We start from the raw sequence: 23,012 nt of genomic DNA, 5'->3' as shown, positions 1-23,012 counted from the left end.
TTGGGCCTGTTTTTACAAAAATAGCCTAAAAACAGCCGTATAAAAAAAGCGGGCCATTTGCGGCCCGCTCTTTCCCTATTATTAAACCTATACTTTTCTTACCTGAAAGCCACGCTACCGTAGCGGCTGTTGACGTTTACCGTACCTCTAGGCGAGGACTTGCCATATTTGCCTTTGTAAGAACTGGAAGTGTTCCTTACTTCCTTAAAGCTGAAACTGGCCAGGTCCTGGTCCATTTTAAGGCTGCCGTACTGCGTCTCCACCTCAAAGTTGAAGGCCGAATTATCGGCGAAGCCCAGGGCCATACCGGTGTAACCGGCGGTGAGGTTCAGGTTTTTGAAGCTAGGCGCCACGTTGGCGATCTCAAACCCAGAGCAGTATTTCATGTTAAGGCTTGCCGATTCTTTGAGACTACCAATCTTGATGCCCGAGTAGCTTCCGTTACCGGTAATCTGCCCCACGCTGCCCAAGGAAAACCTGGTGTCATAGCGGCTCTCAATAGTAAGGGTCTCTACCTTGTCAATAGTGATGCTGCTGTAACCGGTGCTGGTCTTGATGTCATCGGCGGCGGTAAGGCGAAGGCGGGAATATTTCACGTTCAGGTCGCCGCCTTTCATGTAGTCTACCTGGCACTCTCCCCCGCTGTAGGCCAACTGCACATTATTTCTGGCGTTGTTGAGCCGGCCAGCCGTAAGTGTGCCATACTTCACCTCTAACTCAGTGGGGCCATCCAGGTCTGGCACCTGCACCGTGCCGTATTTGTTGCTTACCCTTAAGGGGTTGGCCTTTGGCATTTTCACCAGATAGTTGATCTCAAAGGCCTTCTCGCTGCTAGAGCGAATCTGCATGGGTTCGCGCTCTGTGGTAAACGAGATAAGGTTGTTGCCGCGGTCTTCGTTTACCCGCACGTTGATCTTGTCCAGAATCTCCTGGGCTTTTTCCTCAGTGGCGGCGCGCGAGATAATGGTCACCTCTACGGCCATCTCATTCTTGCCCCAGGTCTGCACCTCTACCCTACCAAACTGGTTTTCAATGGCCAGCTTATCTGAGCGGTCTACTTTAAAGGAGCGGTCAATCTTCTTCACTTTGGTGGTGGAGAAAGGCGGCTGGGCGTTAGGGTCTGCCTCCATGGATTTGGCAGGACCGGTTTGCAGCGGAATTTCTGGGAGGGGCGGCAAGGAAGCCAGCGGCGCCAAATGCTGCAGGGTAATTACTTTGCCATTGGCTGCCAGAACCGCCAATTCTTGGTTTACGGCTGGCAAAGACTCCAAGGCAAGCTTCAGGGAGCCGGCTTCCAGCTCGCTTAGATTTATTCTTAGGTGTTCCTTTACCGCCTCTTCACAGACGGCCTTCTGTTTCACCGTTTGGCCCTGTACGGCAGGAACCGCCGCCCAGAAGCTCAGGAAAACCAGCAATTTAGATATGGGTAGTTTCATAGCGCACGCAATTTTTTATCACTGTTTTTATGTTCCACTACCTCCAATTGTTGGTTGAGCAGGGCTATCCTCATTTTAAGGTTGTCGCCCATGGCCTGTAGCAGCACTTCTTTGTTGGGGGTGGTGTAAAGCTCTTTTTTGAGTTCATTGTAGGCAGAATCCAGCTCGGCAAACTGTACCTCGGCGCCCATGGCCTTTAGTTTGGACTCTTTTTTCTCAATCACCTGCACGTACCGCGTTTCCATCTGGCGCAGCTCAGGGGCTATCTTCTCCAGGGTCACGGGCTGGCCGTTGGCGGCCAAAGGCGCAGATGGTTGGCCGTTGTTTACGCTTAGGTAGCGCAAGACAAAGGCCGCCGTTACCAACAGGGCCACGGCGGCGGCATAACGCCAAGCGGTGTTCCAGTTCAGGGAGAAGACCTTGGCTTCAGGGGCAGATGCCTCTTGCGGGGCGGTCTGCCCTGCTGGAAGCTCGGCGGCTATGTCCTGCCACAGATCTGGGCGGGGCGTGAAAGAGTCAAATTCCTCTCTATGGGCCTGTACAAAGTCTTTTAGTTTGTCACTCATGGCTGTTAAAGCTTTTGGCTTTCTGTTTTAGGTTCGTTTTTTAGAAATCAGGCAAGAAACGTTTCTTCTTTCATGAGGGTCAGCAATTTCTTGCGGGCCCGGCTGTACTGTGATTTGGAGGTGGCTTCACTTATGCCCAGCACCTCGGCTATCTCGCCGTGGTCATAGCCTTCCAGCAGGTACAGCGTGAGCACCACCCGGTAACCGTCTGGCAATGCCTGAATAGCTTTCTTGATGCAGTCCACCTTGTAGTCCATTTCCTCCTGGTCATAGTCAGGGGCCTCCTCGGCAAAATCCTGGTGCTCCTCCATGGGCACTACCTGCAGGCGCCGGCTGCGCACTTTGGTAATCGCCTTGTTAATGACAATGCGCTTAAGCCAGCTGCCAAAGGTGGCATCGCCTTTGAAGGAGTGCAGTTCCCTAAACGCGCTCAGAAACGATTCCTGCAAGACGTCTTCGGCCTCTGTGTAATCATTGGTGATGCGCATGCTCACGTTGAACATAGATTTACTGTAGAGCTTATAGAGCTCATACTGCGCCTTTCGGTCCCCCTCCTTACATCGGGCTACCACCTGCGCGTTTACGTCAGTATATTCCAGCGTCTCCAAATTGTTACTTTTTAAGCCTCATCATGATGCACTTCACTTACAGCAACCCAACTGGAACAACACCAACCCCTTTTTGAGTCTGCAGACCCACACGCTTGTTCCCTAATTTCTACTCTAAAGACAAGCCGAAAAGGCAAGGGTTGCACCAGGTTCCGAAATTTTCCGTTGAACCTTACTTTTCTTTATTTATTCAAGATTTTTACCAATTTCGCACAAAATTTAAAAGCCATGAAGATCCGCTCCTTTTTTCTGCTGCTGTTACTGGTTATTTGCGGAGGCTTTGCCCAAGCCCAGGTAACCACTGCCGCTAACGCCCCACGCGAACTGCGCCTGACCATGAGTGACGGAACCGAGCTGTATGTGAAGGTATCTGGTAAGGGCAAACCGTGCCTGTTCATCCATGGCGGACCCGGTGCCTGGAGCCACTCGTTTGAGGTACTGGGTTTGAATACCCTGGAAGATTCTCTGCAGATGATTTATGTAGATCAGCGGGGCTCGGGCCGTTCCGGGAAAGCCCCGTCCGGCAACTATAGCCTAAGGCGAACTGTCCTTGATTTTGACGAGGTGCGGCAACAGCTTGGGTTCCCTGCCTGGACGGTGCTGGCCCACTCCTTCGGCGGCATTCTGGCCACGGAGTACGCCTATTATTTCCCGAAGACGGTTTCCCGCATGGTGTTGCTGAGCGCCACGCTAAACCTGAAGGCCTCGGCGCAGGTGCAGATAGACAAGGGCCTGGAGATTCTCAAGCCCGCTGACCCCGCTCCTTTCCTGGATACCAAACGCCCCATCTTTGACCGTTTCATGGATATTATCAATGCCCTGAACGAGAAGAACGCCTACCACCAACTCATGTACACCACATCAGAAGGCTTGGAGAAAATGAACCAGGAAGACGCCAAACGTCCCCAGAACTACAGCTTCGGGCAGTCCTGGTCTACTTACCCAGAGTACTTCCAGGATTTCACCGAGGTTTCTAGATACCTAAAAATGCCGGTGTTGGTCATTGCCGGGCAACAGGATTTCTCCATTGGACCCAACCACTACCAAAGCTTTAAATTCCCGAACCAAACCGTGGTTTCCATGCCGGGCGGGCACGTGATTTACCTGGAGCAGAATGCCCAGTTCCAGAAAGAAGTAAAGCAGTTCCTGAAGAAAACCAGCCGCAAGAGTTAGGCCTTTGCCGTTCTGGCCTTGTATGACCAGGTCACCCGGAAGCGAGCCACTTCCTCGCCGTTCGCATTGTGGCCCACGCTAAGGGCCTGCACGCTGGTAGGCTGTCCGGTTTCCTGGGTTTGAAGTACGGCCGCGGCAATAGCATCGCCATCCTGACAGGTGAACGTAACCGTGCCCACCGCCTTCTTGCTGAAATCGGCTTCCAGGCTTACCACCAGCATAGATACCGAGGGGTTGGCCTGGTATAGGTACATCATGGAAAGCACGCCAGAGGCCATCTCGGCGGCCATAGAGAGGCAGGCAAAGTAGATAGACTTAAACGGGTTCTTGGTAAGGTAGCCGTAGGAGATGGTGACCTGCGCCTGTTGCTCCGTGAGGCTTTTCACGCGTATGCCCGCCAGGTAGGCCATGGGCAGGTTCTTGAACAGGAATAGCCGGAACTTGATGGGGTTAGTAATCAATTTCTGGAAGGCAGCAAGGCGGGCGTGGGCAGACATGGCGTAAGGGCTGGTACAGGAGAAAAGGTAAGAAGAAGAACGGGCTTTAGGAAATTAACGCAGCGCACGCCATTCCGTTTTAAGCCTGTTTTGGCCAAAACACCCTCAAAACGTAAGAAGCCTCCCGGCCATGCAGACCGGGAGGCTTTCTTCTTATTTAAGCTTTGTATTTTCTTACGGGCGTTCAGTGCTTCTACGTAACGTGTATCCGTACCAGATGCCAGCCAGCGCCACCGGCACCAGACACAGCAAGGCAACCCAGGCGAAAGGCTTCATGATAAAGTCCACCAGCCAGCCCAGCTCCAGGGGACCCATGACCGACTGCACCAGCAGGGCCGTTGCCACGCAAACCAAGGTAGAGAAAAACACCACCTTCAACCCAGAAAACAGGCCTACCCAGGCATACCGCCTTTTCTTCACCAAAATCTTTACGCCGGCATTTCGGCCCACCAGATAGGCAAACAGCACACTCGCCACCACAAACACCGCCACATTCACAGCCCCCAGGTAGGTGATAATGTCCCAGAAAACCTGGGCCGAATGGGTGGCCAGCAGCAGCAGGGTAAAGGACAGCAGGGCCAGGCCCAGTTCTGTGACTAGGGTGGCTTTGACGGCGTAGCGTTCGCCTTGCTTTTGCGCTTGTTTAATGGAAGAATCCATGGGTTGGGTGATTTGAACTAGTGGGTACTCAAAGAACGTACTCTCGTTTACACAACAAAGACCCTGACCATATGTTTACGGATTTCAGGATACCGAAGACCAAGCCTGCCGCAGCCTAAAACTCAAACCGAATGCCCTGGGCCAGCGGCAACTCCCGCCCAAAGTTGATGGTATTCGTTTGCCGGCGCATATAAAAACGCCACGCATCTGATCCCGACTCACGTCCGCCACCGGTGTCTTTCTCCCCGCCAAAGGCCCCGCCAATCTCGGCGCCCGAGGTACCAATGTTCACGTTGGCAATGCCGCAGTCAGAACCCCAGTGGCTCAGGAAGGCTTCGGTTTCCAGCAGGTTAGTGGAGAAGATGGACGAAGACAAGCCCTGGCGCACCCCGTTCTGGATGGCAATAGCCTCTTCTACCTCGCCGCTGTATTTGATCAGGTACAGAATGGGCGCAAACGTCTCTTCCTGCACCATGTGGTAATGGTTCTGGGCCTCTACAATGGCCGGGGTTACGTAGGTTCCGGTGGCGTATTCCTCGCCCTCCAGCACTTTTCCGCCGGTCAGCAGTTCTCCTCCTTCTTTCTGTACTTCCTCCAGCGCCTTGAGAAACGCAGTTACGGCGTCTTTGTCAATTAGCGGCCCTACTAGGATTTCCTCTTTGAGAGGATCACCAATAGGCAGTTTAGGATAGATTTTGAGCAGGCGCTCTTTTACCTCGTCATAGATGCTGTCATGGATGATCAAGCGGCGGGTAGAGGTGCAGCGCTGGCCGGCGGTGCCTACCGCGCCAAATACCACGGCCCGTAGCGCCATTTCCAGGTCAGCGTTCTGGGTTAGGATGATGGCGTTGTTACCGCCCAACTCCAGCAGTGATTTGCCCAAGCGGGCGCCTACGGCCTCTCCTACCTTCTTGCCCATGCGGGTAGAACCGGTGGCAGAGATCAGGGGCACGCGCTCATCATGGGCCATTTTGCTGCCGATGGAGGCATCGCCTATGATCATGTTGAAGACGCCTTCGGGCACGTGGTTCTGCTTAAGCACTTCCTGGATAATGTGCTGGCAGGCCACCGCCGTAAGTGGGGTTTTCTCTGAAGGTTTCCAAACCACCACATCGCCGCAGATGGCGGCCAGCATGGCGTTCCAGCTCCACACGGCCACTGGGAAGTTGAACGCCGAGATAACGCCCACAATGCCTAGCGGGTGGTACTGCTCATACATGCGGTGCGTAGGCCGCTCTGAGTGCATGGTATAGCCGTGCAGTTGCCGTGAAAGCCCTACCGCGAAGTCACAGATGTCAATCATCTCCTGTACCTCGCCCAGGCCTTCCTGCATAATCTTGCCCATCTCATAGCTCACCAGGGTACCCAGGGCCCGCTTGTGCTCGCGCAGCTTCTGCCCTATCTGCCGCACCACTTCGCCACGCTTAGGCGACGGCCAGGTACGCCACTCCTGAAATGCCTGTTGGGCGGTAGTGATCACTTGTTCATAGTCCTGCTCAGAGGCCATGGTCACCTGGGCAATCAATTTGCCGTTGGTGGGGGAATGGATAGCCCGGGTCTGACCGCTGCTGCCTGCGCCCCAGTTCAAACCGGTGCTAAAGGCGGCATTGGTCTCCTGAATGCCCAGGGAAGACAATATATCTGAAATAGTGTGGTGCATAGGGGTAATAGGTTTAATTCTGGACGTAAATGCGAATAAAAGCCCTAGTATAGGCCTTTCTGGTAAGATACAAAAACAAAAAGCTCCCGCCAATGGCAGGAGCTTTTCTTAAAGCCGTTTTAGGCCTGTTTTTCTAAAGTTAGGCAAAAACTAGCGGCCAATGGCGTAATAAGCTCTCCGGCCGTCTGGGTACACCCCTTCAATCAGGAGTCCGCCCCGTCTGGTAGTTTTCAGGACCTTCTGCACGTCTTCTGGCGTATTCATAGGGTTCTTGTCAATGCTGGTAATAATGAAGCCATCCCGCATGCCGGTTTCGGCGAAGGCGCTTCCCTGCACTCCATTGATTCTCACCCCACCGGTCAAGTCCAGTTTGTTCAGATCCTGTTTGCTGGCTGCCTCAAACTTGGCACCGTCTATGGTTAAGGATCTGCTGGCCTTAGGGTCACGTTTCACAATCTCAGTGCTGCCGTTAGAGTTACGCAGGGTAACGTTGGCCGTTTTACTGGATCCGCCGCGCAGGTAACTCACCTTGATCTTATCACCAGGACGGTAACGGGTCACCTGTTCTTGCAATTGGGCACCGGTGTTAATCTTCACGCCGTTGATCTCGGTGATCACGTCACCTTTCTCCAGTCCGGCGGCCTTGGCGGCACTACCTTCAGAGAACTCAGCTACGTACACCCCATTCAGGGTTTTCAGGTTCTTGTCTTTGGCCAGCTCGGCGTCAACTTCTTGCATCTGCACGCCTAGGAGCGCGCGCTGTACCTCGCCGTATTTTAGCAGGTCATCTACTACCTTGCTCACAATAGAAGAAGGCACCGCAAAAGAATAGCCAGAGAAAGTACCCGTCTGCGAGGCGATGGCGGTGTTAATACCCACCAGGTCTCCGTTCAGGTTTACCAGGGCGCCCCCACTGTTACCAGGGTTCACGGCGGCGTCTGTCTGAATGAAAGACTCTACGCTCATGTTACCGGCGGCCTGCAGAATACCCACGTTACGACCTTTGGCACTTACAATACCGGCTGTTACGGTAGAGTTCAGGTTGAAGGGGTTACCTACCGCCAGCACCCATTCGCCTACGCGCACATTATCTGAGTTGCCGTAGCGAAGGGCCGGCAGGTTTTCTGCCCCAATTTTTAAGAGGGCAATGTCTGTGTTAGGGTCTGTACCCACCAAAGTAGCCTCAAAGGTGCGTTTGTCATCCAGGATTACCTGAATCTTATCAGCGCGGTCAATTACGTGGTTGTTAGTCACAATGTAGCCGTTAGAGGCAATAATCACCCCTGAGCCTGAGCCCTGGGCCGGCCCCTGCGGACGTTGCTGGTATCCTTCAAAATCATCTCCGAAGAAATCACGCAGAAATGGATTGATCTGGCTTTGCCCACGGCTAGCCTGCACGTTGTACTCAGTGGTGACGTGCACCACGGCAGGAGTCACCAGTTCAGCGGAGGTTACAAAGTTGATGCCTTCTGGCACGGTAACGGTAGAGGTGCGCATATCACTGGTATAGCGCACGTTGGTATTTGGTAATTGCTGCCCAGCGGCAGGCGCATCATCTTCCAGTAGTTTGTAACTACCAACGCCCACCCCTCCGCCTACCAAAGCAGAAAGCAACAAACCAAACATTACTTGTTTCGTTTTCATATTTCAGGTAAGCTAAAAAGTTAATAAATAAATTGGTTTATCTGTCTTACAGTCTGTTTCTTAATTGTTACGGAAGAAACGCTAAAATAGTAAAACTAGTATGTTAAAGTAAACAAAGACCAAGCCAAAAAGGAGCCCAACAGACTCCTTTTAACACTTGGCAGTTTGGCCTGGTTACTTTACGGTGATTTGGCGCTTCATTACTTTCTCCGCTACCTTAGGTATTGACAGCCGTAATACCCCATTCTCCAATTGGGCCTCAATGGCGCTTCCGTCTACGTGCTCGGGCAATTTGAAAGAGCGCTTAAAGGCCCCGTATAGGTTTTCTACCCGGTGGTATTTTCTTTCCTGGTCTGTTTTCTCAAGAGCCCGTGTGCCGCTAACGGTTAACACGCCTTCCTGAAACTCTACGCTTAGCTCTTCTTTTTTAAGGCCCGGTAAGGCCATCTCTAGTTCATACCCGGCTTGGGTTTCCCAAAGGTCTACAGCTGGGGTAAAGCCTTGTCCTTTACGGCTGGTGGGCAATTGGTCCTGGAAAAGGCCGTCTAACAACTGCTGGAACGCTAGTGGTCTGTGGTTCAAAGTGGGTGATTGGTTTATAAGAGTCATTCTTTTTATAATGTTAGGTGTATATCAATTGGCTACCTCTTATGCTATAAAATCTATACCATCCCTAAAATTCAGCCATTACGTCTTATAATCACCAGGCTATTTTTTAAAAATCAGCCATTTTGTCTTGCATTACTTCTTCCTTCCTACTTTCTGGGTAAATTAGCTGTCTCTTGGCTTGTGCTCAACCAAAAGGTAATTCCTCATTTCAGTTTCTTTCCGGTTTTGCTGACCTTCTTGCCTTTCATTTTTACGCCACTGCCTCCTATAACCTAAAACCCTGCATGCCTGGCCAAGTCAAAAGCAACGCCTTACCCATTACCAATTCCTCTACCCCTATGAAAAAACACGTTTTCCTTGCCTTGATCTGTTTCTGCATAATTGGCCTACCTACCTTCGCCCAAGACCATCAGCAAAACTACGCCGATGTGGTTTTGGACCAGAAGGAGGGGATCAGGATCCTGGCCCGGGACACCTCGGCTGGCATCAGCCTCAGGTTCAGGATGCAGAACCGGGCCGATTTCCAGACCCAATCTGGCAGCGACCTGGGTCTGGCCTCGCATGGCGGTTACATCAAGCGGCTGCGGCTGCGTTCCTCTGGCTTTCTGATCAGCAAGAAACTTACCTATTCCCTGCAGTTGGGCTTTTCGCCCGGCGACATGGACCTGGAAAACTCCGAGCACCCACAGATCATCAGAGATGCCATTGTCTTTTACCAGTTCACCCCCAACCTGAAGATAGGTCTGGGCCAAAGCAAACTGCCCGGCAACCGGCAACGGGTAATTTCCTCCGGCGAACAGCAGTTTGTAGACCGCTCTATTGTCAACGCCACGTTCACCCTGGACCGCGATTTTGGCCTTTTCGCTTTCTATAAAAACCAGCTCGGCAACATGCCTATCCATCTGCAGGCCGCCATTTCTAACGGCGATGGCCGCAACGCCTCTCCCATTAAAGGCTCTGGGGTGGCCTATACCGGCCGCGTAGAGGCCCTTCCCTTCGGGGAATTCACCATGGGCGGTGACTATTTTGAAGGCGACTGGGTCCGGGAGCCTACGCCTAAGCTGTCGGTGGGGGTTTCCTTTTCTGAGAATGACAACGCCTACCGATCCGGCGGCCAGATTGGGCGCCCCTTGCCCGGCTTCACTGACCTGCAGTCGCTCATAGCAGATATGGTGTTCAAGTACAACGGCTGGGCCACCTACCATGAATTTAACCGCCGCACGGCCGGTACCCCCGTTTTCACAAAACCCACCGAAGACAACGAGACTGATTTCGTGTTTGCCGGCCATGGCTACAACGGGCAACTGAGCTACCAATTCCCCAGTCATTTTGAATTGGCCGGCCGTTACTCGGTGATCACGCCCAACGCAGCGGTAGAAAAGCTGGTGCAGCAAACCAAGCAGTACACGCTGGCGGCCAACTATTACCTGCGCTGGCACCGCATCAAACTACAGTCTGACCTCACCTACCAAACCAAGGATTTCCTGCCCATTGCCCATGACACCCAAGACGCCTGGATTCTGAGGCTTCAGGTAGAGCTAGGCATTTAGGTAAAAAACGAGAAAAGCGTTTCGGGCCTGTTTTTCCAAAAACAGGCCCGAAACGCTTTTTATCTTCCAGAGAAGCCTAAACAGTAGTAGCTACATTCCCTCTTTTAAGTCTGCCTACAAGGTCCTTTTAGAATAGCAGATGGATGGGGTTTTATTCTGAGGCAAGCACCTGCAATTCCTGAATAGCTAGCCACGCCATGAGGCCGCTGCCTACTTCCAGGGCGTCTTCATCTATGTTAAAGGTGGGTGTGTGCACGCCTGAAGTAATGCCTTGCGCTTCATTGCGGGTGCCTAACCGGTAGAAGCAGGCGGGGGTAATCTGGGAGTAATAGGCAAAGTCTTCAGCGGCCATCCACATATCCAGGTCCACTACATTCTCAGTGCCCAGATAGGTTTCTGCCGCAGCCCGGGCCCGGGCCACCAGGGCCGGGTCATTCTTCAGGAATGGATAACCATCCATGATGGTGAACTCGCAGGAGCCGCCCATGCTTTCGCAAAGGCCTTCGGCTAGCTTTTTCATCAGCACTTTGGCTTCGGCCCGCCAGTTTTCATCCATGGTTCTGAAAGTACCCTCCAGTTTTACCTCCCCGGGTATCACGTTGGTGGCGCCCTCTGCTATCACCTTCCCGAAGGACAGCACCGAGGGAATCTTGGGATTGGCGCGTCGGCTGACAATCTGCTGCAGGGCCACCAGCAAATGCGCTGTCATGAGGACCGGGTCTACCAGTTGCTCGGGCAAGCCGCCGTGGCCGCCTTTGCCCTTCACGGTCACGTAAATCTCATCTGCACTGGCCATGTACATGCCAGACCGGAACCCTACCTTACCCGCCGACAGCAAAGGAAACACGTGCTGCCCCATGATACTGGCGGGTGCCGGGTTCTCCAACACTCCCTCCTTGATCATCAAAGACGCTCCCCCGGGGAATTTCTCCTCACCGGGTTGGAAAATAAGCTTGACGGTGCCTTCAAACTCATGGCGTAGTTCCTGCAGAATGCGGGCCGTGGTAAGCAGCGAAGACGTGTGCACGTCATGGCCGCAGGCATGCATCACCCCTTCCCGTTTTGACTTGTAGGCCACCTCATTTGTTTCCAGAATAGGCAGAGCGTCCAGGTCGGCGCGCAGGGCGGTAGTGGCTTTCTCTGGGTTACGGCCTTTGACCAGTGCCACTATGCCCGTCTCCGTCATGCGTTCCGGTTGCAGGCCATATTCCTGCAGCTTCTGAAACACGTAGGCCGAGGTCTCATGCTCCTGAAAGGAAAGCTCAGGGTACTGGTGCAGGTGATGGCGCGTGGCCACCGTGTCATGGGCATACTGACTGGCCAGGGCCTGAATGCGGCGGGAAAGGTCTTGCATGGGAACTAGGTTAAGCTGAAAGGCAAAGGTAACTAGAAAAAATTTCTGCTGTTTTGGGCCTGTTTTTGGGAAAACAGGCCCAAAACAGCCAAGGGCGGAAAGGACAAACGTTATAGCAGGCTTACGTATAGCCTACTAACCAAAGGCACTTTTTGGCATAGGCCGGTACGCTGCGCCTGTTATGTAAAAGCTTAATCTCTACCTGGCATGTCTTCTTCCCGTAAAAAACAGTTCCTGCTCCTGGCCGTGGCTTGCACATTCACGTTGGTATTTTCTGGCTGCGACCTTCTTTGGCCAGACAAGGAGCCGCACTATACCTACAAGATAAAGAATGACACTACAGAAAACCTGCAGGTGCGGCTGGAACTAGACGCGGCAGCGGTGCAACTCACCGGCAACCCCATCCTGGAAAGTGTCATCTCCCCGGGCCAATCCATGACCGTCTGGAGCCGAAGTGGGTCTACGGATGAAGGCATGGTTTTCGATTTTGAGAAGGCTAAGCCCCGTATGTCTTACTTCAAAAGCCTGTTTGTAACCGGAACCCGGCAGTTCTCTAACCCCAAAACTGATTTCACGGCCTCTAGGAACTGGCAATACCGCAAAGAGAAGAGCTATGAAGCCACTTACTCGCTCACCATCACCGCCGCCGATTTCAACTAAAAGAAAACCGCCGCTTCAAGGCTGTTTTTGGGAAAACGGCTCTGAAACGGCGGAAGAGATTTTTCAACCGGGTAAAGACTAATTGGCCTACTTAGGAATATTCACAGTCTCGGGTACCAAAAGGGCGTTAGGCAACAAGTCCTTGATTTTCATCAAGGCCGCGTGTGCTTCCACGCGGGTCAGGAAGTCCCCTATCTTGAGTTGGTAAGTAGGCTGTTTGTAGGTAAGGTAGTCCTTCTCCTCTGGCAGGCGCTGGATAATGTTGTTTCTAAGGTCCATGGCCGCTTTGCGCTCATTGCCCGTGTAGGCCAGAATGCGATAACCGGCCGCGTACCTGATGTTTTTGTTCACCTGTACTACGCTATCCATAAGCAGGTTGACCTGGTTGCGCACGTGATGCGTGGGCACCGTCATAGCCACAGGAGCAGCTCCTCCAGCCGAAGCCGCAGGGAATGTAGGCAGGTATTTTTTGGTGTCTATGAGGGTGGCCGTACCGCCTTTCTCTGTCGCTTTGGTTTCTGCGGGCGTGGTTCTGGTGCCACCAGTAGTTCCCCCGCTGGTAGCGGCACAGCTCATCATGGCGCCCAGGCACAGGATGGTAAAAAATCTATAGGTCATCTGTGTCAATCTCATAGCAATGAAACGCCGGAGGATGTTCCTATCCGGTCTGCTCCCGCCTTCACCAACGCAAGGGCGGCGTCCTTGGTTTTGATTCCGCCCGAGGCCTTGATCCTGATGTGGGTTGGCAGGGTAGACCGCATCAAAAGAATGTCTTCCACCTTGGCACCGCTGGCGGCAAAACCGGTAGAGGTTTTCACAAAGTCAGCCTCGGCCTCTACGCATAGGTGACAGGCCTGCACGATCTCCTCCGGTGACAGCAAGGCGGTTTCAATAATCACCTTCAGGATGGCGTTTTTGAAGTGGCACAGGGTGCTTAGCTCCTGCAGCTCAGACATGACTTCTTCATGCTTGCCAGACTTGAAGGCTGCAATGTTCATGACCACGTCAATCTCGGTGGCGCCTTCCGTTAAGGCCTGGTGGGCCTCAAAGAACTTCACTTTGGCTAACTGATACCCCAGCGGAAAACCTATCACGGTGGCAATCTCCACGCCGGTGTCCTGCAAAGCGGCCACGGCCTGCTTTACAAAACAGGGGGGCACGCACACCGCCGCAAAGTGGTGCTCAGCTGCCTCCTGGCACAGTTGTTCCACCATGGCCTGGGTGGTATCAGGCCTGAGCACCGTATGGTCAATGTACGGCGCCAGGCTCTGTTCCGGCTCTATTTGCACGTTAATCTTCAATGATGATGCAACGGTTATTAAGCAAGTCGTTTTCTACGTTCTTGAACTTCACGTCTTTGAGCACGCGGCCGTCCATGTACTGCACGCTTACCTTGTCATTACGGCCGGCTGTTTTCTCCACGCGTACGGGGGCCTGCTTTTGGGCCGGGGCCTGCTGCGGCATATCCGGAATAGTTTCCTCTAAGGTAGAGTGTACTTCTTCCTTCTGCTCATGCAAGCGCGGTGGTCTGGGGGCCTGCGTCTGGCGGGCTTCCTGCACCGGTACCGGTTGCTCCTGCTGCACGGGTAAATCTGCCTTGAACAGGAAGGAAACAGTCTCCTCGTTCACCTTGCTGATCATGCGTTTGAACAACTCAAAAGACTCAAACTTGTAAATCAACAACGGATCTTTCTGCTCGTACACGGCATTCTGCACGCTTTGCTTCAGGTCATCCATCTCGCGCAGGTGCTGAGTCCAGGCCTGGTCAATGGTGGCCAGCGTGATCACTTTCTCTACGGTCTTGATTAGCTCTTTGCCATGGCTGTTCACTACTTTCTCCAGGTTGGCTACGGCGGTGATCTGCTTGCGGCCGTCTGTGAACGGTACGGCAATGTTCTCAATCATTGGCCCGCGGTTCTGGTAGATATCTGCCATGATAGGGGCAGACTGCTCCATGATCTGGTGACTCTTAGCCAGGTAGAAGTCCAGGGCTTCATTGTAAAGACGGTCCATGAGCACGTCTACCGATTGCCCGGTCAGTTCTGCCGCCGTGATAGTGGAGTTGAACCCGTACACTCTAATGATGTGCAGCAGGAAGTCCTCATGGTTACCGGTGGCTTTGTAGGTCTGTACAATGTCCTCTGCGGTGTCATAGATCATGTTCCAGATGTCCAGCTCCAGACGCTCCCCGTAGAGGGCGTTGCGGCGGCGTTTGTACACCACCTCGCGCTGGGCGTTCATCACGTCATCATACTCCAACAGGCGCTTACGCGTCCCGAAGTTGTTTTCCTCTACTTTCTTCTGGGCTCTCTCAATGGAGTTGGTAATCATGGAGTGCTGAATCACTTCGCCTTCCTCCAGACCCATTCTATCCATTAAGCGGGCAATACGGTCAGAACCGAACAGACGCATTAAGCTGTCTTCCAGAGACACGAAGAACTGCGAAGATCCCGGGTCACCCTGGCGGCCTGAACGACCACGCAACTGGCGGTCTACCCGGCGCGACTCATGGCGCTCGGTACCAATAATGGCCAATCCGCCGGCGGCTTTAGATTCCGGGGTAAGTTTAATATCCGTACCACGGCCGGCCATGTTGGTGGCAATGGTCACGGTGCTCGGCTTACCGGCTTCGGCTACAATCTCAGCCTCACGCTGGTGTTGCTTGGCGTTCAAGACCTGGTGCGGAATACCGCGTATCTTGAGCATACGGCTTACCAATTCAGAAATCTCCACCGAAGTGGTACCTACCAGCACCGGACGCCCGGCTTTGGTCAGTTCCTGGATCTCTTCGGCAACGGCGTTGTATTTCTCCCTAATGGTCTTGTAAACCTTGTCGTGCTCGTCTTTACGTTGGGCTACACGATTGGTAGGGATTACTACCACATCCAGCTTGTAAATCTCCCAGAACTCACCGGCTTCGGTCTCTGCCGTACCGGTCATACCGGCCAGCTTGTGGTACATCCGGAAGTAGTTCTGCAAAGTAACCGTAGCGTAGGTTTGGGTGGCGTCTTCCACGCGCACGTTTTCCTTGGCTTCAATGGCCTGGTGCAAGCCGTCTGAGTACCGGCGACCTTCCATTACGCGGCCCGTCTGCTCATCTACGATCTTCACCTTGTGGTCATCAGTCACGATGTACTCGGTGTCCTTCTCAAACAGGGTATAGGCCTTAAGTAACTGGTTGATGGTGTGCACGCGCTGCGACTTGTCCTGGTACTCCTGGATCAGGTGCTCTTTCTGGTGCAGTTTGTCCTCCGCAGACAGTTCCTTATGGTTTTCAATATTGGCGATCTCGGTTCCGATATCTGGCAAGATGAATAGGTTCGGGTCTTCACCCTGGCCGGTGATCAGGTCAATGCCTTTCTCGGTGAGTTCAATCTGGTTATGCTTCTCGTCAATGGTGAAGTACAGGGGCGCATCGGCCTCTGGCATCTGGCGGGAGTGATCCTGCAGGTAGAACGCCTCGGTCTTAAGCAAGATCTGGCGCACGCCGGTCTCGCTCAGGAATTTGATCAACGGCTTGTTTTTAGGAAGACCTCTAAAGGCTCTGAACAAGGCCAGACCGCCTTCTTTGTCATTTCCCTCTTTGATCAGGCGCTTGGCTTCCACCAGGTAGTTTCCCACCAGCTTGCGCTGATTTTCTACCAGGGCAGCCACACGCGGTTTCAACACGTAGAACTCATGCTCATCGCCTCGCGGCACAGGGCCGGAAATAATCAACGGAGTACGGGCATCGTCAATCAACACGGAGTCTACCTCATCCACCATGGCGTAGTGGTGCTTGCGCTGCACCAGCTCACCCGGCTCACGGGACATGTTGTCGCGCAGGTAGTCAAACCCGAACTCGTTGTTGGTACCGTAGGTGATATCTGCCAGATAGGCCTGGCGGCGGGCGTCTGTATTAGGCTGGTGTTTGTCTATACAGTCAATGGTGATACCATGGAACTCAAACAAAGGCGCCATCCACTCAGAGTCACGCTTGGCCAGGTAGTCGTTCACGGTTACCACGTGCACGCCGCGTTTGGCCAGGGCGTTCAAGAAGGCAGGTAAGGTAGCTACTAACGTTTTTCCCTCCCCTGTGGCCATCTCGGCAATCTTGCCCTGGTGCAACACAATACCACCAATCAGCTGCACATCATAGTGGAGCATGTCCCAGACTACCTCAGTACCGGCGGCATTCCAGCGGTTGGCCCAAACGGCCTGGTCACCATTGATCTGCACGTTGGGTTTGCGGGCCGCGAAGGTGTGGTCCAGGTCAGTGGCGGTAACAGTCAGTTGACCATTTTCTTTGAAACGACGGGCGGTTTCCTTGACAATGGCAAAGGCCTCGGGCAGCACTTCCATGAGCACCACTTCCAGGTCTTTGTTGCGCTCCTTCTCCAGCTCATCAATCTCCACAAAGATCTCCTCTTTCTGGGCGATGTCCAGATCCTGCTCGTTCTCAATGCGCAGGTGGAGCGCGGCTATTTTATCATCAATGGGTTTGAGACGGGCGGCAATGGCGGCTTGCACCTCTTGCGTACGGTTCCGGAGTTGGTCATCTGTGAGGGTGGCCAATTTGGCAAACTCCTGGTTGATGAGTCCCACATACGGCATCACGCCCTTGATATCCCGATCCGACTTGGTTCCGAAAATCTTGGCGACCGTCTTCCCAAAAAAGTCAAACATAAACTACTATTTAAGATGTACTTGATTCAATTTCAAAAATACGCGGTTTTTCCGACAATTTTCTATCTAGCCAAAACAATACCATCCCTGCATTAGTGCCCCATGCCTGACGGGATGGCAGATAAAGCCTAAAATTTTAGAAAAATATCCAGCCCTCCCTTGCCGGACTTCTGTTTTAAGCCTGTTTTCCTAAAAACGAGCTTAAAACAGATACCGGGCAAGGGATGGAATGAACTAGAAAGACGTGCGCTGGAGATTGGGAGACAGGCAAAAGAAAAACCCGTTTTGAGCCTGTTTTCGCAAAAACGGGCCCAAAACGGGTATAGCAGAAAAATGACTACGCTCCCCGGGCGGAGATAAGGTTTTCTTCCTCCACTTCTTCTGGCTGGTTTGCAAAAACCGGCCGGAATGAAAATTCATGCGTGTGCAGGTAACGCAGCAGGGCGTCCTCTACGGAAGGTAGCACAGCTCTTTTATTGGTCTCCAGCACGGTATAGCTTGGTCTGGCAGCAGGCCAGTTAAAGAATGTCTGCGGCACCCGTTGTAACCAGGGCTCGGCGTTGATGCCTGCCAGGTTGGCCGCCAGTTCTGCCAATTCGGCCCAGGTATAAGAACCCTGGTTGGCCACGTGCCAAATGCCACTTTCTTCATCTATCAACAAATCCAGCGTGGTATTCACCAGATCAGGCACGAAGGTGGGCGAAATGGACAGGTCTTCCGCAACCTGGAACGGCTCCTCATGCGCCATCGCCCGCAGGGCATGGTACACAAAGTTATGCTCATCCCAGGGCCCAAAGAAGGCGCTGGTCCTGATCACCAGGGCTTGGGGTAGTATTTCCAGCACTTGCATTTCTACCTGCGCTTTGCTGTGGCCATAAACATTGAGCGGGTTAGGGGTATCTGCTTCCAGGTAAGGGGTTTGTTTAGCCCCGTCAAAGACCAAGTCTGAGGAAAAGGTTACCAGTTTACAGTCAACTGCCTGGCAGGCCTTGGCTAGTGTAGCCGGCCCGTCGGTGTTTTCACGGTAACAGGCTTCCTGCTCACGCTCTGCGTCATCTACGCGTACAAAACCGGCGGTATTGATGACGGCCCACGGCCGATACTGCTGCAACGCCTCCTCTACCGAGGCCTGGTTAGCAATATCCATCTCCTGGCGGTTCAACAGCACATACGGAATACCGCGGGCATCGCAGATTCGCCCGAAGGCACGACCCAGCGTTCCGGTGGCTCCGGTGATCAGGAGCGGCTTAAGCTGGGGCTGATCTTCTGGTGTTTGTAGGTTGGTCATCAGGTTCCAGCTTTCAGAGGTTTCCGGTACCGGCGGATAGATACTGCGGCAGGTGCGTTTCCACCAGCCGTCAATTTCCAGTACCGGGTGCCGCTCACCACCCTTCACCAGCGTTTGCAGCAGGGTAGCCGCGGCGGTGGGTTCAGGGGTGCCGGTTCTAATATCAAACACGCCCAGTTCATAGTGGCCGCGCTGCTCGGTTAAGAGGCTATTCCAGTCAAAGGCCCCCAGCAGGGACCAAGCGGTGACGGCCAACACGTTTTTGCCTTGGTTTTTCAAGAATACGGCCGCATCCCAGACCTCGGCCAGCCAGCGCATCTGCTCCTCACGGGTGCAGCACAAGTGGGCCTCGGTAACGGCTACTGGCAGATCATAGCGCTCGCACACCTGGGCCAGAATGTTCTGGATACCCAAAGGCATGGCGTCTGGTACCCGTATGGCCTCTACATCTGCGTAGCGGTGACGGTGGTTCTGCCCGTGCGTATGCCAGGGGTAATCAATGATGTGTTCGTCCAGGTAGCGCTCACTGGTTACATAGTAATTAATTCCGATGACATCAGGCAGACAAGGATTTGCTACCATTTCCAGCAACTCTTCCTCGGGCACCTTGGCCCAGCGCAGATAATTCCAGAGCGGGTGCTGTTGGTCTACCTTGCCGCACAGCAGATCCCAGGTGAGCCACCGGCGGTGGTTCTCAAAGTCTGCCTGGTATTGCATGGTGGAGGTGCTGTGGGAATAGCCCAGGTCATCGGTCTGGACCAGAAGGGCGTTGGGGTTCACCTCTCTAATGGCCTGCATGGCCAGACGCGTGCCGTTGATCTGGTTCATGAGTGCCCGGGCAAAGGAGGCGTCATCTTTGGCATGCGGGTACCACAAACCGTAGAGGGCACTGAACCGGGCCGTAGTGAGCGGCTCGTTGATGGGAGTGTACTGAGTGACCCACGGAAACTGTTGCGCCACCGCTTTGGCGTAGGCGGCAAATTTCTGCGGAAACTCAGGGTCCAGGAGGTTGGTATAGCGCGGGCCGCTGCCATGATGCAGCAGCCCCACTATAGGTTCTATGTTGAGGGCACGGAGCTTATTAAGTCGCTCGGTGGCCCAGGTCCAGTTGTATTGGGTAGGGTCTTCAGGGGCCACATGCTCCCAAAGAACCGGGTACCGTATCTTCTGGATACCCAAACCCGCGAACAGGTCCAGGTCGGTTAGACGGTGCGTATGTCCACTTTGGGCTAGCTGATCAAAGTACTGTTCCCCTACCCGGTTTACGGTACACTCAACGCCGCCCCAAAGGTTAATGTTTGCCATTCGTGCTCACTTTGGTGGAACTTCCATTTAAAGCCTCGCGCACCACTTTGGGCAAGACATCCTGGCCATCTACCACTGTCACTCGCACTTTATCTTTCTCGGTTAACTTCTTGTGCAGGGTAAGGGCCTGAGCCACTACCTGGTCCATGTTGTAGTATTTGTAGGTAGCCAATCTGCCCACAAAATGCACGCCCGGGGTGCTGTCTGCCAGTTTTTTGTATTGGTTGTACAGCTCGGCGTTCTCAGGTCTTGGCACGGGGTAATATGGATCTCCCTCGGCTTTAGGGAATTCATACACCAGGCTTGTTTTGGGGTGCTGCTGCCCGGTCAGGTATTTAAACTCCGTCACGCGGGTGTACAACTGCTCATTGGGGTAGTTCACCACGGCCACCGGCTGGAATACTTCCTTGTTCACGGTCTCATGCTTGAACTCCAGGGAACGGTACGGCAGCTTGCCATATTTAAAGTCAAAGTACTCATCTACCGGACCGGTGTAAATCATCTCCTTGAACGGAATCATGTCAATGATCTCATGGTAGTCTGTGTTGAGCATGACCTTGATATTGGGATGGTCCAGCATTTTCTCAAACATCTTAGTAAAGCCGTGCAACGGCATGGCCTGGTAAGTGTCTGTAAAATAGCGGTCATCGCGGTTGGTGCGGGTAGGTACCCGTGAGGTCACCGACTTGTCCAGCTCAGACGGGTCCATGCCCCACTGCTTGCGGGTATAGTTCTTGAAGAACTTGTCATACAACTCACGGCCCACTTTGCTCACCACCACGTCTTCTGAGGTCTTGATCACGGGCACGGTTTCGGCCACCGACTCAAACCACTCATCCAGCTCAAAAGAGGTAAGGCTTAAGCCATACAGTTTGTTGATGGTGTCCAGGTTAATGGGCATAGGCACTTGTTGACCGTCAACGCTGGCCAGTACGCGGTGCTCATATGGGCGCCACTCGGTGAACTGACCCAGGTACTCAAACACCTCTTTGGAGTTGGTGTGGAAGATGTGCGGACCGTACTTGTGCACGAGAATGCCATCCTCGTTATAATGGTCATAGGCGTTGCCCGCAATGTGCGAACGCTTATCAATAATCAATACTTTTTTATTGGAATAAGTAGCCAGGCGCTCGGCCAGTACACTGCCGGCAAAACCGGCCCCTACAATCAGGTAATCAAACATAGTCTGTGAATTTTATATCGTTACTTTTCCAGTCTTTCTTCTATCTGGGATTCCCTTACTTAGGCGTTCCCCTTTTTCTCCCGGTGGATGTTCTGCATATGGCGTACCATGCTCTGCCAGGTCTTATCCCAGGATACACCGGCCAGAAATTCATCTGTACGCGCCATCCAGTTTTTGTCCTCTTTCTGCAGAAGAGCTTTTTCCAGGGCCGCCTCAAAGGCTTGGGCGCCGTCTGCTATCTGCACCAGGTTCTGCTCGCCGTATGGACGTACCACGTCTCTGATAGAGGTAGACACTACCGGTTTACCGGCCGCCAGGTACTCAGGCGTTTTGGTGGGGCTGATGAACTTAGTAGACTCATTGTGCGCGAACAGCAGCATGGCCACATCCCAGCCAGCCAGGTAGGCAGGTAGTTCCTGGTAAGACTTTCCGCCCAGGTAATGGATGTTGGCGCTGTTAGGCAAAATGGCCGGGTCAATTTTCACTACGGGCCCAATGATCACGAACTGCCACTCTGGGCGCGCGGTGGCAACCTCACGCAGCAACTCAATGTCAAAGCGCTCATCTACCACGCCAAAGAAGCCCATGCGCGGGTATGGGATATTAGCCTGGTCAGCGGGCTCAGTCTGGGGTTGGCGGGCCTGCGCAAAATGCGCCTTGTCTATGCTGCTGGGGAAGGCGTGGATTTGGGCATGTCTGTGCTTTTTGGCTTCATAAAGGCTTTGCCCACCAGTGAAAACCACATCGGCTTTTTCCATCATCTCGGTTTCCAGTTCCAGTAACCTGGGCGGCGCAAATTTGAAGGCCGAAAGTTCATCCATGCAGTCAAACACGGTTAAGGCTGGCGTGAAGTGGCGGGAAATCTCCAGGGCCATGGGCGTATAGTACCAGAATACCGTGTTGTCCAGGTCTTGCGCAGCCATAAACTCATTGAGCAGCTCAATCTGTTTGGCGTCTGATTCTTCTGGGGTAAGGCCGTGCGGCAGTTGCGCCACTATGAGTGTGAGGCGACCGTTCTCGCGCTCATGGGTCTCCAAGCGCGGAATAGCATTATCTGTAAACACCGGCTCCTCAAAAAAGTAAAGGTGGGTGTGTTTGGCGAAACGTGACAGCAAATGCTGCGGGCGCTGGTAGACAAAATCCCAACGCAGGTGGGAGAAACAAACAATACTTGAGACGGAGGAAAGAAATGCCTCCAGGCTACTTTCTGAAGTAGGATTAGGGGTCACCTTTGGGGTATTGGTTACAGAAGAAATGTACGCAGTAGAAGTTGTTACCTCTGGTTCAGACGACAAGAAGTTTCCTCCCCCGCCGGGGATGAAATCAGAATCAAATTCAGACATATACGAAAGCCGGTTATGAAGTGTGGGTTCAACAAAAAAGAAGCGTGAAGGCCTCTCTTTTTATATTTAACCTAGCATACGGTGAATTCTAGAAAAAGGCTATATTCTAATGCAACATGCGCAACAAACCAGACCGGATATGAGAAATACCGTATTAATGCGCACTAAAAACGAGAAATAAACCAATTGCCGCATTCTTGCTGGGAATAATGCAACTTGGAAAATAACTCAGTCGTTCCAAGAAAGGAGCTTCTGGAACTCCACCACATCTTGCCAGCCTCCCGGCGTCTTCAGCCATTCTTTTCTTATCCCAATTTCCTGGTATCCTGCTCCCCTGAACAGACGCAGGCTACTGCTATTTGACTGGGTAACAGAACAATACAATTGGTGCATCTGCAGCACCTGCGCACAGTAAGTTTCCAGGAGCTGCAGCACTTCCTGACCGTAGCCTTTGCCCTGATAGTTGGGCGTTAGAGCAATGCCGATACCGGCCCGTTGGTGCAGCGGCTCAAAGTCAAACAAATCTATGGTGCCAATAACGGTTGCTTCCTCCTGCAGGCAGACCATGAGCCTGAGTTGCCGGGCGGCATAAATATCAAGCGAAGCATTTTCTAAGTACTGCCGAAGCGCGTCTCGGGAGAAAGGCGCCACCGATAAACTGACGGGCCAGAGCACCGTGTCATTCTCAAAAAGGTAGAGAAAGTCAAGGTCTGTAGGCTCTGGGGCGCGCAGGTAAATTCGGTCTGTGTGCAGCATGATTTTGCGTTGGAAAACGGGCCTTGGAAACGGTTACATTCACTGCCCGGTTGCA

19 protein-coding genes are annotated in these 23,012 nt (G+C 53.1%); 3 read left to right on the top strand and 16 right to left on the bottom strand.

Features of this window, described 5'->3' with window-relative positions; genetic code table 11:
- Positions 1-98: 98 nt before the first annotated feature.
- The 3 genes from ACYVJQ_RS03395 to ACYVJQ_RS03385 are packed head-to-tail and all read right to left on the bottom strand — an operon-like array spanning position 99 to position 2,610.
- Positions 99-1,436 carry a DUF4097 family beta strand repeat-containing protein gene (locus tag ACYVJQ_RS03395; RefSeq protein WP_460891650.1) on the bottom strand — a complete coding sequence of 446 codons (1,338 nt, stop codon included), beginning with the start codon at positions 1,434-1,436 and terminating at the stop codon, positions 99-101.
- Entirely contained in the window at positions 1,433-2,002 is a 570-nt protein-coding gene (locus ACYVJQ_RS03390) for a hypothetical protein (protein ID WP_460891649.1), read from the bottom strand. The genes ACYVJQ_RS03395 and ACYVJQ_RS03390 overlap by 4 nt, the downstream gene beginning before the upstream one ends.
- A gap of 47 nt (positions 2,003-2,049) precedes the next feature.
- Positions 2,050-2,610 (bottom strand): RNA polymerase sigma factor, encoded by a 561-nt coding sequence (locus tag ACYVJQ_RS03385; protein WP_460891648.1) that lies wholly within the window; start codon positions 2,608-2,610, stop codon positions 2,050-2,052.
- A gap of 228 nt (positions 2,611-2,838) precedes the next feature.
- Between ACYVJQ_RS03385 and ACYVJQ_RS03380 the strand changes: the two genes are divergently transcribed.
- Positions 2,839-3,783 carry an alpha/beta fold hydrolase gene (locus tag ACYVJQ_RS03380; RefSeq protein ID WP_460891647.1) on the top strand — a complete coding sequence of 315 codons (945 nt, stop codon included), beginning with the start codon at positions 2,839-2,841 and terminating at the stop codon, positions 3,781-3,783.
- On the opposite strand, the gene ACYVJQ_RS03375 is transcribed toward ACYVJQ_RS03380, so the two are convergent.
- The 5 genes from ACYVJQ_RS03375 to ACYVJQ_RS03355 all read right to left on the bottom strand — a co-directional run bounded on the left by ACYVJQ_RS03375 (position 3,780) and on the right by ACYVJQ_RS03355 (position 8,826).
- Positions 3,780-4,280 (bottom strand): DUF4442 domain-containing protein, encoded by a 501-nt coding sequence (locus ACYVJQ_RS03375; protein WP_460891646.1) that lies wholly within the window; start codon positions 4,278-4,280, stop codon positions 3,780-3,782. The two genes, ACYVJQ_RS03380 and ACYVJQ_RS03375, sit on opposite strands and share 4 nt — an antisense overlap.
- A gap of 174 nt (positions 4,281-4,454) precedes the next feature.
- The gene (locus tag ACYVJQ_RS03370; RefSeq protein WP_460891645.1) at positions 4,455-4,940 is read right to left on the bottom strand and encodes a hypothetical protein; all 486 of its coding nucleotides are present in this window, start codon (positions 4,938-4,940) and stop codon (positions 4,455-4,457) included.
- Between the two features lie 115 nt (positions 4,941-5,055).
- Positions 5,056-6,600: an L-piperidine-6-carboxylate dehydrogenase gene (amaB, locus tag ACYVJQ_RS03365; protein WP_460891644.1), complete on the bottom strand. Its 1,545-nt coding sequence runs from the start codon at positions 6,598-6,600 to the stop codon at positions 5,056-5,058.
- A gap of 150 nt (positions 6,601-6,750) precedes the next feature.
- A complete protein-coding gene (locus ACYVJQ_RS03360) occupies positions 6,751-8,244 on the bottom strand; it encodes a Do family serine endopeptidase (protein ID WP_460891643.1) in 1,494 nt (497 codons plus the stop codon).
- A 174-nt stretch (positions 8,245-8,418) separates the two neighbouring features.
- A complete protein-coding gene (locus ACYVJQ_RS03355; RefSeq protein WP_460891642.1) occupies positions 8,419-8,826 on the bottom strand; it encodes an Hsp20/alpha crystallin family protein in 408 nt (135 codons plus the stop codon).
- Positions 8,827-9,137: 311 nt separating this feature from the next.
- Between ACYVJQ_RS03355 and ACYVJQ_RS03350 the strand changes: the two genes are divergently transcribed.
- Positions 9,138-10,403, top strand: a complete 1,266-nt coding sequence (locus ACYVJQ_RS03350) for a porin (RefSeq protein WP_460891641.1) — start codon at positions 9,138-9,140, stop codon at positions 10,401-10,403.
- Between the two features lie 151 nt (positions 10,404-10,554).
- On the opposite strand, the gene ACYVJQ_RS03345 is transcribed toward ACYVJQ_RS03350, so the two are convergent.
- Positions 10,555-11,757, bottom strand: a complete 1,203-nt coding sequence (locus tag ACYVJQ_RS03345; protein ID WP_460891640.1) for a M20 metallopeptidase family protein — start codon at positions 11,755-11,757, stop codon at positions 10,555-10,557.
- Between the two features lie 207 nt (positions 11,758-11,964).
- Here ACYVJQ_RS03345 and ACYVJQ_RS03340 point away from each other — a divergent pair, with 207 nt between their 5' ends.
- Positions 11,965-12,417 carry a hypothetical protein gene (locus ACYVJQ_RS03340; protein WP_460891639.1) on the top strand — a complete coding sequence of 151 codons (453 nt, stop codon included), beginning with the start codon at positions 11,965-11,967 and terminating at the stop codon, positions 12,415-12,417.
- A gap of 87 nt (positions 12,418-12,504) precedes the next feature.
- Here ACYVJQ_RS03340 and ACYVJQ_RS03335 read toward each other — a convergent pair whose 3' ends face one another.
- The 7 genes from ACYVJQ_RS03335 to ACYVJQ_RS03305 form a co-directional block, all read right to left on the bottom strand.
- The gene (locus ACYVJQ_RS03335) at positions 12,505-13,035 is read right to left on the bottom strand and encodes a sporulation protein (protein ID WP_460891638.1); all 531 of its coding nucleotides are present in this window, start codon (positions 13,033-13,035) and stop codon (positions 12,505-12,507) included.
- An 11-nt stretch (positions 13,036-13,046) separates the two neighbouring features.
- Positions 13,047-13,706, bottom strand: coding sequence for a deoxyribose-phosphate aldolase (deoC, locus tag ACYVJQ_RS03330; protein WP_460891637.1), 660 nt, complete (start codon positions 13,704-13,706; stop codon positions 13,047-13,049).
- A gap of 1 nt (position 13,707) precedes the next feature.
- Positions 13,708-17,082, bottom strand: coding sequence for a preprotein translocase subunit SecA (secA, locus tag ACYVJQ_RS03325; protein ID WP_460891636.1), 3,375 nt, complete (start codon positions 17,080-17,082; stop codon positions 13,708-13,710).
- Positions 17,083-17,419: 337 nt separating this feature from the next.
- Positions 17,420-19,675, bottom strand: coding sequence for a family 1 glycosylhydrolase (locus tag ACYVJQ_RS03320; RefSeq protein WP_460891635.1), 2,256 nt, complete (start codon positions 19,673-19,675; stop codon positions 17,420-17,422).
- Positions 19,662-20,858, bottom strand: coding sequence for a UDP-galactopyranose mutase (glf, locus tag ACYVJQ_RS03315; RefSeq protein WP_460891634.1), 1,197 nt, complete (start codon positions 20,856-20,858; stop codon positions 19,662-19,664). The genes ACYVJQ_RS03320 and glf overlap by 14 nt, the downstream gene beginning before the upstream one ends.
- Before the next feature lie 59 nt (positions 20,859-20,917).
- On the bottom strand, positions 20,918-22,201 hold the full coding sequence (locus ACYVJQ_RS03310; protein ID WP_460891633.1) for a glycosyltransferase family 1 protein: 1,284 nt from the start codon (positions 22,199-22,201) through the stop codon (positions 20,918-20,920).
- Positions 22,202-22,429: 228 nt separating this feature from the next.
- Entirely contained in the window at positions 22,430-22,957 is a 528-nt protein-coding gene (locus ACYVJQ_RS03305) for a GNAT family N-acetyltransferase (protein ID WP_460891632.1), read from the bottom strand.
- Positions 22,958-23,012: the final 55 nt, after the last annotated feature.

The sequence above is a fragment of the Rufibacter soli genome (genome assembly GCF_054781795.1).
Note: the sequence above shows the minus strand (reverse complement) of the source record. Positions and strands in the feature narration are given on the sequence as shown.